The organism is Oryzomonas rubra (genome assembly GCF_008369015.1).
GTDB lineage: Bacteria > Desulfobacterota > Desulfuromonadia > Geobacterales > Pseudopelobacteraceae > Oryzomonas > Oryzomonas japonica.
Window position 1 is genome coordinate 253,097 of the sequence record NZ_SRSD01000004.1, and the last position, 13,141, is coordinate 266,237.

The 13,141-nt window shown below is 63.1% G+C and carries 11 protein-coding genes; all 11 read left to right on the forward strand.

What is annotated here, in order from left to right; translation table 11 throughout:
- Positions 1-13 precede the first annotated feature (13 nt).
- The 11 genes from ET418_RS08430 to ftsA all read left to right on the forward strand — a co-directional run bounded on the left by ET418_RS08430 (position 14) and on the right by ftsA (position 13,070).
- A complete protein-coding gene (locus ET418_RS08430) occupies positions 14-1,543 on the forward strand; it encodes a UDP-N-acetylmuramoyl-L-alanyl-D-glutamate--2,6-diaminopimelate ligase (protein ID WP_149307152.1) in 1,530 nt (509 codons plus the stop codon).
- Entirely contained in the window at positions 1,544-2,938 is a 1,395-nt protein-coding gene (locus tag ET418_RS08435) for a UDP-N-acetylmuramoyl-tripeptide--D-alanyl-D-alanine ligase (protein WP_149307153.1), read from the forward strand.
- Positions 2,939-2,941: 3 nt separating this feature from the next.
- Entirely contained in the window at positions 2,942-4,018 is a 1,077-nt protein-coding gene (mraY, locus tag ET418_RS08440) for a phospho-N-acetylmuramoyl-pentapeptide-transferase (protein ID WP_149307154.1), read from the forward strand.
- A 76-nt stretch (positions 4,019-4,094) separates the two neighbouring features.
- Positions 4,095-5,435 carry a UDP-N-acetylmuramoyl-L-alanine--D-glutamate ligase gene (murD, locus tag ET418_RS08445; protein ID WP_149307155.1) on the forward strand — a complete coding sequence of 447 codons (1,341 nt, stop codon included), beginning with the start codon at positions 4,095-4,097 and terminating at the stop codon, positions 5,433-5,435.
- Between the two features lie 3 nt (positions 5,436-5,438).
- The gene (gene ftsW / locus ET418_RS08450; protein WP_149307156.1) at positions 5,439-6,563 is read left to right on the forward strand and encodes a putative lipid II flippase FtsW; all 1,125 of its coding nucleotides are present in this window, start codon (positions 5,439-5,441) and stop codon (positions 6,561-6,563) included.
- Positions 6,560-7,675 carry an undecaprenyldiphospho-muramoylpentapeptide beta-N-acetylglucosaminyltransferase gene (gene murG / locus ET418_RS08455; protein WP_149307157.1) on the forward strand — a complete coding sequence of 372 codons (1,116 nt, stop codon included), beginning with the start codon at positions 6,560-6,562 and terminating at the stop codon, positions 7,673-7,675. Before ftsW ends, murG begins: the two co-directional genes overlap by 4 nt.
- Before the next feature lie 107 nt (positions 7,676-7,782).
- On the forward strand, positions 7,783-9,159 hold the full coding sequence (murC, locus tag ET418_RS08460; protein WP_149307158.1) for a UDP-N-acetylmuramate--L-alanine ligase: 1,377 nt from the start codon (positions 7,783-7,785) through the stop codon (positions 9,157-9,159).
- Between the two features lies 1 nt (position 9,160).
- Positions 9,161-10,051, forward strand: coding sequence for a UDP-N-acetylmuramate dehydrogenase (murB, locus tag ET418_RS08465; RefSeq protein WP_149307159.1), 891 nt, complete (start codon positions 9,161-9,163; stop codon positions 10,049-10,051).
- Positions 10,048-10,971 (forward strand): D-alanine--D-alanine ligase, encoded by a 924-nt coding sequence (locus ET418_RS08470; RefSeq protein WP_149307160.1) that lies wholly within the window; start codon positions 10,048-10,050, stop codon positions 10,969-10,971. Before murB ends, ET418_RS08470 begins: the two co-directional genes overlap by 4 nt.
- A gap of 2 nt (positions 10,972-10,973) precedes the next feature.
- The gene (locus tag ET418_RS08475) at positions 10,974-11,798 is read left to right on the forward strand and encodes a cell division protein FtsQ/DivIB (protein ID WP_149307161.1); all 825 of its coding nucleotides are present in this window, start codon (positions 10,974-10,976) and stop codon (positions 11,796-11,798) included.
- Positions 11,799-11,831: 33 nt separating this feature from the next.
- On the forward strand, positions 11,832-13,070 hold the full coding sequence (gene ftsA / locus ET418_RS08480) for a cell division protein FtsA (protein WP_149307162.1): 1,239 nt from the start codon (positions 11,832-11,834) through the stop codon (positions 13,068-13,070).
- The last annotated feature ends 71 nt before the right edge of the window (positions 13,071-13,141 follow it).

A 13,141-nucleotide genomic window follows, 5' to 3' on the forward strand; every position in this document is an offset into this window, starting at 1 on the left:
TTCGGAGAATAGCATGAAACTTGCCCACATCCTTGCCCCGATACCGTACGCCGAACTCCACGGCAGCGAAGCCATCGAGATCACGGCCCTGAGTTGTGACTCGCGCCAGATCAAACCGGGCACGCTCTTCTTCGCCCTGCGCGGCACGGCGGCCGACGGCCACCGCTTCATCCGCCAGGCAGTGCAGGACGGTGCAGCCGCCGTGGTGCTGGAAGATGCCGCCTGTGCCCCCGCCGACTGCACCTGGATCAGAGTGACCGACGGCCGTGCGGCCATGGCCCGCATGGCGGCGGCGTTCTACGGCAATCCGACCGCGGACCGGCCGCTGATCGGCATTACCGGCACCAACGGCAAGACCACCACCACCTACCTGATCGAGGCGATCCTGGCGGCGGCGGGCCTGCCCGCGGCGGTGCTCGGCACCATCAGCTACCGTTTCGGCGCAACAACCATCGAGGCGTCCCGTACCACGCCCGAATCCACCGAATTGCAGGCCGCTTTCCGCCAGTTGGCCGATGCCGGCGCCCAGGCCTTCGTGATGGAGGTGTCGTCCCATGCCCTGGAACAGAAACGGGCCGATGGTTGTCACTTCGATGTGGGCATCTTCAGCAACCTGACCAGGGATCACCTCGACTATCACGGCACCATGGAGGAATACCTGCACGCCAAGCAGCGCCTCTTTGCCGAACTGCTACAGCCCACCGCCGCTAAACCGAGCCGCCGGGCCGCCATCAATATGGACGACAGCTACGGCGCCCGGGTGGCGGACACGGCCGCCTGTCCGGTGATCGGTTACGGCATCGATTACCCCGGCGACGTCCGCCCGGTGGAGGTGGCCATCACCGTCAACGGCATCAGCGGGACCATCAGGACGCCCGCCGGAGAGTTCCGCTTTGCCTCCAAACTATTGGGACGCTTCAACCTCTCCAACATCCTGGCGGCCGTTGCGGCCGGCGTCGCCCTGGACCTGCCGCTCACGGCCATCAAGGCCGGCATCGAAGGGCACGCCACGGTTCCGGGCCGCCTGGAGCGGGTTGGCAACACCTTTGGCATCACCTGCCTGGTGGACTACGCCCACACCGGCGACGCCCTGTACAACGTACTCGCGACCCTGAAGGAGATAGCAACGGGCCGGCTCATCACCGTCTTCGGCTGCGGCGGCGACCGCGATCCGGGCAAACGTCCGATCATGGGGAAGATCGCCGCGGAGATGAGCGACCTGGCCATCGCCACCTCGGATAACCCCCGGACCGAGGACCCGCTCGCCATACTGGCCCAGGTCAAGGAAGGCATCACGCCCCTCGGCATACGGGAATACACGCCCGAGGAGTTGACGGCACGGCCCGCATTGGACGAGAAAGGCTTCGTCATGTTGGAAAACCGCCGTGCAGCCATCCGTTTGGCAACACGCCTGGCCCGTCCGGGCGACATCCTGCTCCTGGCCGGCAAGGGACATGAGGATTACCAGATCATCGGCACGACCAAACACCACTTTGACGACCGCGAGGAGGCCGCCGCGGCATTCGGGGAGAAAACAGCCTAGATGTTTACCGCACCAGAGATAGCCGCCGCCACCGGCGGCCGCATCATAGGCAGCGCCGGGACCGGCGTATCGGCCGTATCCACCGACTCGCGCACTGTTGCGCCCGGAGAGTTGTTCGTGCCGCTCAGGGGCGACCGCTTCGACGGGCACGATTTCATCGCCGAGGTGACCGCCAAGGGCATCACCATGGTACTGGCCGAAGAGAAATGGCTCGTCCATCACGTACTCCCGGCCGGGTGTTCGGGCGTTGCGGTCAAGGACACGTTGCGGGCGCTGGGCGACCTGGCCGCGGCCTACCGGCAACGCTTCGACATCCCGGTTATCGCCGTGACCGGAAGCAACGGCAAGACCACCACCAAGGAGATGCTGGCCACCATCCTGGAACAGCTCGGACCGGGTCTGAAAACCGAGGGGAACCTGAACAACCTCATCGGCATGCCCCAGATGATGTTCCGCCTGCGGCCGGAACATCACTGGGCCGTTCTGGAAATGGGCATGAGCGAGCCGGGCGAGATCGACCGTTTGGCGGAGATTGCCCGGCCCCGGGTCGGCATCGTGCTGAACGCCCTGCCGGCGCACCTCCAGAGCATGGGTACGGTCGAGGCCGTCGCCAGCGCCAAGGGTGAGTTGCTCCACCGGATCAGCGATGGCGGTCTGGCGGTCGTAAACGGCGACGATTCCCGGGTCAGCAGCCTGGGGCAGAACGCTTCGGCGCGGCGTATCAGCTTCGGCATCAGCCGCGGCGAGGTCAGAGCCAAGAACATCGAGCACTTGGGGCTGGAGGGGGAATCATTTCTGGTCGTCACCCCCCGTGGGGAGTTCCAACTCCACCTCAGCGCCTTCGGCCTGCACAACGTATCCAACGCCTTGGCCGCTACTGCTGCCTTGCTTGACAAGGTGCCGCTTGACACCATTGCCGAGGGTCTTGCCGCCTTCAGGCCGTATAAGGGGCGTTTCCAGCTGGAACGGCTCGGGGAAATCACCCTGGTGGACGACAGTTACAACGCCAACCCAGCCTCCATGAAGGCGGCGCTGGAGACCTTGGCCCAGATCGCCCCCGAGGGGCACCGGGTCGCCCTGCTGGGGGACATGCTGGAATTGGGCGGGCACGAGGCCGAGGCCCACGAAGGGGTCGGCACGGTCGCAGGGAGAAACGTGGACCGGCTCTTCCTGCTGGGCAATCTGATGAATCGCCATGCCGCCCAGGCGGCCATCCAGGCCGGTTTGCCTGCCGAGTCGGTTCACTGCTGCCAGAGTCACGACGAACTTGCCGAAGGGGTGAAGCGGTCGCTTCTACCGGGAGACGTGATCCTGGTCAAGGGCTCCCGGGGCATGACCATGGAGCGGTCGGCGGCGATCCTGAGGCAGTCTATGTCACACAACGAAAAGGGATAAACCATGCTTTACCACATTTTCTACCCGCTGGCGGCGAATGTAAAACTATTCAACATATTCAAATACCTGACCTTCAGAACCATCTATGCCATGATCACGGCGCTCCTCGTCTGCTTCGTGCTCGGCCCCTGGATCATCCGCAAACTGGAGAGCCTCCAGGCTCGCCAGGTGATCCGCACCGACGGCCCGGAATCGCACCTGCAAAAACAGGGCACCCCCACCATGGGCGGGGTGATGATCCTGGCCGCCATCGTCATTCCTACACTCCTGTGGGCCGATCTTTCCAACCAGTATGTCTGGACGGCGCTCTTCATCACTATCGGCTATGGCGTGATCGGGTTCGTGGACGATTACAAGAAGGTAACGGAAAAGAACACCAAGGGGCTTTCCGCACGTCAGAAGATGTTCTGGCAGGTTCTTCTGGCCGTGGCCGTGGCGGTGTTCCTGTTCCTCAAGCCCGGCTTCAGCGAGGAGCTTTACTTCCCCTTCTTCAAACGTTTCCACCCCGATCTGTGGATATATTTCATCCCGTTCGTGGCCCTTGTGATCGTGGGCGCCAGCAATGCCGTCAACCTGACCGACGGGCTGGACGGGTTGGCCATCGGCCCGGTGGCCATCAATGCCGCCACCTATATGCTCTTTGCCTATATTGCCGGCCACGCCACCCTGTCGGCCTACCTGCAGGTTCCCCGGGTGCAGGGGGCGGGAGAGTTGGCCGTCATGTGCGGCTCTATGGTGGGGGCCGGGCTGGGGTTTCTCTGGTATAACTCCTACCCGGCCGAGGTTTTCATGGGTGACGTCGGCTCACTTTCCCTGGGCGGCACCTTGGGCGTCATCGCGGTCCTGACCAAGCAGGAGATCCTGCTGGTGATCGTGGGGGGGGTATTCGTGGTCGAGGCGTTGTCGGTCATCTTCCAGGTGGGCTCCTACAAGTACCGGGGCAAGCGCATCTTCCGCATGGCGCCGATCCACCACCACTTCGAGTTGAAGGGGGTGGCGGAACCCAAGATCATCGTACGCTTCTGGATCATCACCATCATCCTGGCGCTGGTGGCGATCTCGACGTTGAAGATGAGGTAGATAAAAACAGCTCCTCCCCCGCTGGGGGAGGGAACCTGTGGCAGATGTAAAGGTTTTGAGGTGTAAAGGCTTTCCTATGGAACTGAACAATAAAAACATCCTCGTCGTGGGCCTGGCCAAAACCGGCGTGGCCTGCGCCCGTTTCCTGGCCGCGCGGGGCGCCCGCGTCACCGTGACCGACATGCGCGATGAATCGGCCCTGGCCTCCCAACTTGCGGAACTGGCGGCTTGTGACATCCGAAAGGTATTGGGCAGCCACGATGAGCGGGACTTCACCGGTGCCGACCTGATCGTGGTCTCCCCCGGCGTGCCCCAGGACCACCCCCTGCTGAAGAAGGCCGCGGCAGCGGGCCGGGAGATCGTCAGCGAGATCGAGCTGGCCTCACGCTTCATTGAAGTGCCGTTGGCGGCCATCACCGGCACCAACGGCAAAACCACCACCACGACCCTGGCCGGCGAAATATTCAAGGGAAACGGTTACCGCACCTTCGTGGGGGGGAACATCGGCAATCCGTTGATCGAACTGGTGGAGTCGGGCGAACCGGTGGACCGGGTGGTTGCGGAGATCAGCTCGTTCCAGTTGGAATGGATCAGCACCTTTCGTCCCCAGGTGGCGGCCCTGTTGAACCTGAGCGAGGACCACCTGGACCGCTATGCCAGCTACCAAGAGTATATCGACGCCAAGCTGCGCATCTTCGAGAACCAGGAAGCCACGGATTTTGCCGTGGTCAACCGGGATGACGCGCTGGTGTGGCGCTACGCCCAGGGGTTGCGGGCGCACCTCTTCCCCTTCAGCCGCAAGCAGGAGTTGGCCGAGGGGATCTTCCACCGGGACGGCGTGATCGTCTATCGCCACAACGGCCGGGAGGAGCGCTTTCCCACCAAGGGCATTCGCCTCCAGGGGGTGCACAACCTGGAGAACATCATGGCCGCCCTGGCCTGCGCACTGCTCCTGGGCTGCCGACCGGACGCCAGCTTCGAGGCCGCCCAAGGGTTTGGAGCGCTGCACCACCGCATGGAGTTCGTGGCCGAGAAGAACGGCGTCCGCTATTACGAGGACAGCAAGGCCACCAATGTGGGGAGCGTGGAAAAGGCGCTGGAAAGCTTCGACGCCATCACCCTGATCGCCGGAGGCAAAGACAAGGGCGGCTCCTACGCCCCCCTGGCGCCCTTGGTGCGGGAACGGGTACGGCACTTGGTCCTGATCGGCGAGGCGGCCGGCCGCATGCAGGCCGAACTGGGCAACCTGACCGACACCCGCCTGGCAGCGACCCTGGAGGAGGCGGTCGCCCTGGCGGCACAAATCACGGAGCCGGGGGGGACCGTCCTCATGTCACCGGCCTGCTCCAGCTTCGACATGTTCAGCGGCTACGAAGAGCGGGCCCAACGATATATTGCAGCGGTAAAGGCTCTCTAACCCATGTTCAAAAAACTCGACGAATACGATCTGGTGATCATGCTGATGGCCATTGCCCTGACCTGCTTCGGGGTGGTGATGGTCTATTCGGCGTCGTCGGTCATGGCCGCCAAACGCTTTCACGACGGTTTTTTCTTCCTCAAGCGCCAGGGGCTGTTCGCCCTTTTGGGCTTTGGCATCATGCTGCTGGTGATGCGGGTCGATTACCATACCTGGAAACGGGTTGCCGTACCGGGGCTGCTGCTCTGCCTGGTGCTGCTCTGCCTGGTTCTGATACCGGGCATCGGCGGCAAGGCCGGCGGCTCGTCCCGCTGGATCAAACTGCCCGGTTTCAACCTGCAGCCGTCGGAGATGGCCAAGCTGGCCCTGATCATGTACATGGCCTATTCCCTGGACAAGAAGCAGGACAAGGTCAAATCCCTGACCGCCGGCTTCATCCCCTACATGATCGTGCTCATGTTCCTGATCAGCCTGCTGGTGCTCCAACCGGACCTGGGGGGGGCGCTGACCCTGGCGTTCGTGGCCATGGTGATGCTCTTCGCGGCCGGCACACGGCTGGTGTACATCTTCTCCATGCTGCTGTTGGCCATGCCGTTTCTGATGTACAAATTGAGCAGGGGCTACCATAAAGGACGCATGGAAGCGTTCCTCAACCCCTGGAGCGACCCTGAGGGAAAAGGTTTCCAAATCATCCAGTCCTGGCTGGCCCTGGGGACCGGGGGTGTTTTCGGCCAAGGCCTGGGTGAGGGAAAACAGAAACTCTTTTACCTGCCCGAGGCCCACACCGACTTCATCCTCTCCGTGGTGGGGGAAGAGCTGGGGTTTCTGGGGGTGGTGATCATCATCGGCATGTTCTTCCTGCTGGTGCAGCGCGCCATGCGCATCGCCGTGGCCGCGCCCGACACCTTCGGACGTTTTTTGGCCCTGGGGATCGCCGTGCTGTTCGGCATCGAGGCCACGGTCAACATGGGGGTCGTGACCGGGCTGCTCCCCACCAAGGGGCTGGCGCTCCCCTTTATCAGCTATGGCGGCAGTTCGCTCTTGATCAGCCTGTTCGCCGTGGGCATCCTGCTCAACATCTCTTCGGGGCTGAAGATTGCACCTATCAGCCTGAAGGAGGAAAAATGAGACTGCTGATTGCCGGCGGCGGCACCGGCGGCCATCTCTTTCCCGGCATCGCCGTGGCCGAGGAGTTCCTTTCCCGCGACCCGGCCAACGAGGTGCTGTTCGTCGGCACCGAACGGGGCATCGAAGCCCGCGCCGTCCCGGCGGCAGGCTACCGGCTCGAACTGATCTCGGCGGCCGGCATCCGCGGCAAGGGGGGGCTGAGCCAGATCAGGGGGGCGGCCATGATGCTCTACGGGTACGCCCAATCCCGCAAGATTCTGAAAGAATGGCGCCCCGACATGGTGATGGGCGTGGGAGGCTACGCCTCGCTCCCCATGGTACTGGCGGCCCGCGGCATGCGGCTCCCCTGTTTCATCCACGAGCAGAACGCCATCCCGGGCCTCACCAACCGCCTGCTGGCGAAATTCGTCGACCGGGTGTTCATCACCCTGGACGAGTCAGCCCACTTTTTCCCCAAGGGGAAGACACTCTTGACCGGCAACCCGCTGCGGCGACAAATCCTGGAGATGGTGGCGGGACAGACTCCCCCCTCCATTGCGGAGATTCACCAACAGCAGTACGGAAACGGGGGGGGCGGCCCCTTTCGCCTCTTCATCTTCGGCGGCAGCCAGGGAGCCCACGCCATCAATATGGCCATGTTGGCGGCGCTGCCCCATCTGGAACGCTACGCAGCCAGGCTGGAGATCACCCACCAGACCGGTGAGAAAGACGCGGCCGAGGTGACCGAAGCCTACCGCAACCACGGCTTCAACGCCAGCGTCATGCCGTTCATCCAGGACATGGCCGCGGTCTACCAGCGGGCCGATCTGGTGATCTGCCGCGCCGGGGCCACCACCATCGCCGAGGTGACGGCCTGCGGCAAGGCCTGCCTGTTCATCCCCTTCCCCTTTGCGGTGGATGACCACCAGCGTAGGAATGCCGAGGCGTTCCTCAAGAAGGGGGCTGGTTTCATGCTTCTGGAACGGGAGTTGTCAGGGGAGCGGTTGGCCGGGATCATCCACGAACTGGCCGAAAGCCCGGAGACGGTGCAACGCACCGGGGCACTGGCCTTCGGACTGGCCCGGCTGGACGCGGCCCGGATCATCGTGGGCGAGATGATGAAGAAGCTATAAAAAAAACATTAAATCTGCCACAGAGACACCGGGGAAAGCATTACGGCAAAAAGCGTTGTTTGGATGGCTGCTATTCTCTCAGTCTCAATGGCAAAGAGGTGTTAACCATGTACGGTAAAATAGAACGAATCCATTTCGTCGGTATCGGCGGCATCGGCATGAGCGGCATCGCCGAGGTGCTCATCAACCTCGGCTACAAGGTGTCCGGCTCCGACCTGCGCAACTCTGACACCACGGACCGCCTCGCCTCCCTGGGGGCCGAGATCGGCATCGGCCACAAGGCTGAAAACCTGAAGAGCTGCGACGTGGTGGTGATCTCCTCTGCCGTGCACGACGACAACCCCGAAGTGATGGAGGCCAAGCGGCTGCACGTGCCGGTCATCCCCCGGGCCGAGATGCTGGCGGAACTGATGCGCATGAAATACGGCATCGCCATCGCCGGCACCCACGGCAAGACCACGACCACCTCCATGGCCGCCTCCATCCTGGGCCATGCCGGCATCGACCCGACCATCGTCATCGGCGGCAAGCTGAACGCCATCGGCACCAACGCCCGGCTCGGGCAGGGGCAGTTCCTGGTGGCCGAGGCGGACGAATCGGACGGTTCCTTCCTGGTGCTCTCCCCCACCATCGCCGTGGTGACCAATATCGACGCCGACCACCTGGACCACTATTCCGGCGGCATCGAGGAGATCAAGGACACCTTTGTGGAGTTCATCAACAAGGTGCCGTTTTACGGCCTGGCCGTGCTCTGCCTGGACGACAAGAACATCCGCGAGATCCTGCCCCGGGTGAAAAAGCGCTATATGACCTATGGCCTCTCCTCCCAGGCCGACATCCGTGCCACCCATGTCAGGCACGACGGTTTCAGCACGTCCTTCGTGGCCCATTACAAGGGGTACCGACTGGGAGAGATTACCTTTCCCATGCCCGGCTCCCACAACGTGCTCAACGCCATGGCCTGCATCGCGGTGGCCCTGGAGCTGGACATCCCCTTTGCAGCCATCCAGGAGGGCTTTGCCGCCTTCGGGGGGGTGGGAAGGCGCTTCACGGTCAAGGGGGAACCCCGCGGGATCATGGTGGTTGACGACTACGGCCACCATCCTGCCGAGATCAAGGCAACCCTGGCAGCGGCGCGCCAGGGATGGCCGGAGCGGCGCATCATCGCGGCCTTCCAGCCCCATCGCTACAGCCGCACGCATGAACTGTTCAACGAGTTCGTCACCGCCTTCTACGACGCCGACGTGCTGATCGTGACCGATGTGTATGCCGCCGGCGAACAGCCGATCGAAGGGGTGAGCGCCGAACGGCTCTCCCAGGAGATTCGGCGCCACGGCCAGAAGGACGTGACCTACCTCGCCGACCGGGAGCTGATCCCCGAACACCTGGCCGGGATCGTCAGGGAAGGCGATATCGTCATCACCCTCGGGGCCGGGAGCATCTGGCAGCAGGGCGAGGCGCTGCTCAAACGGCTGGAGGCATGATCTGAATCTGGAGAACATCAGCATACGGGGCCAACTGCTGTACGACGAGCCCATGAGCAGGCATACCTCCCTCAAGGTGGGTGGGGCGGCCGACCTGTACGCCGAGCCGGAGGACGCGGACGACCTGCTGACTCTGGTGCGCAGCCTGAAGGAGTGTCAGTCCCCCTGGCTGGCCATCGGCCGTGGCTACAACCTGTTGGTGCGGGACGGCGGCATCCGGGGAGCGGTGATCTCCCTGGCGCGCTTCAACCGCATCAGCGAGGCGGGCGAGCGGTTGATCCGGGCCGAGGCCGGGGTAGAAAATCTGGCGCTGGTACGCTTCGCCCAGGAGCGGGGCCTGGGTGGCATCGGCTACATCTCAGGCATCCCCGGCACGGTGGGTGGAGCGGTCAAGATGAATGCCGGAGCCTATGGCTCGGGGGTCCTGGAACGGCTGGAATCCCTGACACTCCTCTCGGGAGACATGGTGGCCGAGTACCGCAGGGAGGAGTTGGATTACGGCTATCGCCGCCTGGCGCTGCCGGTGGGGGCAATCGTGCTGGCCGCCCTGTTCAGGCTCGTGGAATGCGACCCGCATCAGACCGAGGAAGAGATCCGCAAGGATACGGAACTGCGGCGCTCGAAGCACAACGTGGGCTTTCCCAGCGCCGGGTCGTTCTTCAAGAACCCTTCGGGTCAGGCCGCCTGGCGGCTGATCGACCAGGCCAACCTGCGCGGTGTCACGGTGGGCGGAGCCCAGGTGTCGGAGGTACACAGCAATTTTCTGATCAACCGCGGCGGGGCAACGGCGGCCGACTTCCTGGGACTGGCCGAGAAGGTCAAGGAGGCGGTATTCGCGGCAACCGGCGTGCAGCTTGAGGAAGAGGTCAGGATCGTGGGAGAGGAACCATGAAAGACAAAAGAATCGGCGTGCTGATGGGGGGGCTCTCGGCGGAACGGGAGGTGTCGCTGAACAGCGGCGCCGCCGTGCACAAGGCCCTGGTTGCCCAAGGGTACGATGCCGTGGCCATCGACGTGGGCCGCGACCTGGCGGCAGTGCTGGAACGGGAGGGAGTCCAGGCGGCCTTCATCGCCCTGCACGGCCGCTACGGGGAGGACGGCTGCATACAAGGGCTTTTGGAGTTGCTGCAGATCCCCTATACCGGCTCCGGGGTTCTGGCCAGCGCCCTGGCCATGCACAAGCTCTTCAGCAAACAGACCTTCACGGCAAGCGGTATCCTGACGGCCCCCTTCCGCCATTTCCGCCGGGGCGAGGCGGTACGGCTCCCCGAGCTCCCCTTCGGCCTGCCCCTGGTGGTCAAACCGGTACAGGAGGGCTCTTCGGTGGGGATCTCCATCGTCAGGGAGGAGCAACAACTGGCGCCGGCCCTTGAGTTGGCCTTCCGCCACGACAACGAGATCCTGGTGGAACAGTACATCAAGGGACAGGAGGTGCAGGTCGGCATCCTGGAGGACCGCCCCGTCGGCGCCATCGAGATCGTGCCCAAGGGCGAATTCTACGATTACGAAGCCAAGTATACCGACGGCATGGCCGAGCATATCTTTCCGGCTCGCCTGTCAGGGCCTCTGTACGAAAAGGCGTTGCAAACCGGTCTGGCGGCCCACCGTTCCCTGGGGTGCAGCGGTTACAGCCGGGTTGACCTGCTCGTCACCGCAGACGGGGAATGTTACGTCCTGGAGGTCAACACCCTGCCCGGCATGACCGCCCTGTCGCTGTTGCCGGAGATCGCCGCCAAGGGCGCCGGGCTTTCCTTTGAGGCGCTGGTGTCACGCATCATCGACGCGGCAACACTCTCGATCAAGGCAGACTGAAGATGCGCGATTTCGCAGCCTCGCCATACCACCGTAAAAAGGTGGCCGCCAACAAGGTCAAGATCCAGCGCCAACCGCTGGACCTGAAGAAATACCTGCGCCCATTGGGCAAGGTTACCCTTGGCCTGAGCGGCGCGATGTTGCTCTGTGCGTTGTTCTTCGGCGTCTACCGGGCCGTTTCCTCCGCAACCTTCTTCCGCCTCAGGAATGTGGAGGTTTCCAATTCCAAGCGCCTGACCCGGGAGGAGATCCTGGCCATCGCCGGCGCCGAACCGGGCGGGGACCTGCTGCGCATGAATCTTAAGCTCATGGGAGAGCACCTCATGCGGAATCCCTGGGTCGAGTCGGTCCGCATCAGGCGCTACCTCCCGGACGGCCTTTCCATCGCCGTCACCGAGCGCGAGCCGCTCGCCGTGGTCAACATGGGCTTCATCTACTACCTGGATACCAAGGGCACTATCTTCAAGGTGCTCAACCAGGGGGACCGTCTGGATTACCCGGTCATCACCGGTTTCAGCGAAGAGGACCTGAACACCGACCCGGCCGGGACCCGGGAAGCCCTCAAAGCGACCTGCGACCTGCTCACGATTTTGCGCGAAAAAGGCGCATTTATCCTTGCAGATGTATCGGAGATTCATTACGATAAGGGCTACGGATTCACGATGTTTACCTCTTCCGGCGCACTGCCGGTGAAGATCGGCTCCGGCGATTTCGCCGCCAAGGTGGATCGGTTTGCCCGCATCTACCGGGAACTCATGGCCCAGCGAGCCACGCTGCACTACATCGATCTCGATTACAATGACAAGATCGTGGTAAAAAAAGGTTAATAACTCATATTTTCATATCAGGCAGGGGGGCGCATGTCAGCAACCAAAAGAGATAATCTGATTGTCGGTCTCGATATCGGCACCACCAAAATCTGTGCCATTGTGGGCAATGTCACGGAGGACGGCATCGACATCGTCGGCATCGGCACCAGCCCGTCCAGCGGTTTGCGCAAAGGGGTGGTGATCAACATCGAGAGCACGGTTGCCTCCATCCGCAAGGCCATCGACGAGGCCGAACTGATGGCCGGCTGCGAGATCAAGTCGGTGTATGCCGGCATCGCCGGCGGTCACATCAAGGGGATCAACTCCCAGGGGGTGATCGCCATCAAAAATCGCGAGGTGGCCCAGGAAGACGTGCGCCGGGTGATCGACGCCGCCAAGGCCATCGCCATCCCCATGGATCGCGAGGTGATCCACATCCTGCCGCAGGAATTCATCATCGATGAACAGGACGGCATCCGCGAACCGCTCGGCATGAGCGGCGTACGCCTCGAGGCCAAGGTGCACATCGTCACCGGCGCCGTGGCCAGCGCCCAGAACATCGTAAAATCCTGCAACCGGGCCGGCCTGGACGTGGCCGATATCGTGCTGGAGCAGTTGGCCTCCTCCGAGGCCGTTCTGTCGGCCGACGAGAAGGAACTGGGTGTCTGCCTCGTGGATATCGGCGGCGGCACCACCGACATCGCCATCTTTGCCGAAGGGGCCATCAAATACACGTCGGTGCTCTCCCTGGGGGGCAACCACCTGACCAACGACATCGCCGTCGGCCTGCGCACCCCCATGGCCGAGGCGGAAAAGATCAAGCAGAAGTACGGCTGCTGCCTTTCTGCGCTGGTGGGCAAGGACGACAAGATCGAGGTGCCCAGCGTCGGCGGCCGCAAGCCCCGGGAGTTGTCCCGCAACGTGTTGTGCGAGATCCTGGGCCCCCGCGTGGAGGAGATGTTTACCCTGGTGAACCGCGAGATCATCAAGTCCGGCCTGGAGGATTCCATCGCCTCGGGCGTGGTCATCACCGGCGGCTCCAGCATCCTGGAGGGGATGCCCGAACTGGCCGAGCAGATCTTCAATCTGCCGGTGCGCCGCGGCCTGCCCCAACGGATCGGCGGCCTGGTTGACGTGGTCAACTCGCCGGTCTATGCAACCGGTGTTGGTCTCATCGTCTACGGCAGCCGCAACTTCGGCGCCAGGGAATTCCCCACCAGCAAGTCGGAGGACAGCATCTTCAGCAATGCCGTGCGTCGGATGAAAACATGGTTCAGGGAATTTTTCTAAGGCTCTGCCGTTAACGCGGCAAACCAGAATCGCCTTGTTGACCGAGGGGTTACGATGGCCGTTCGTCAACC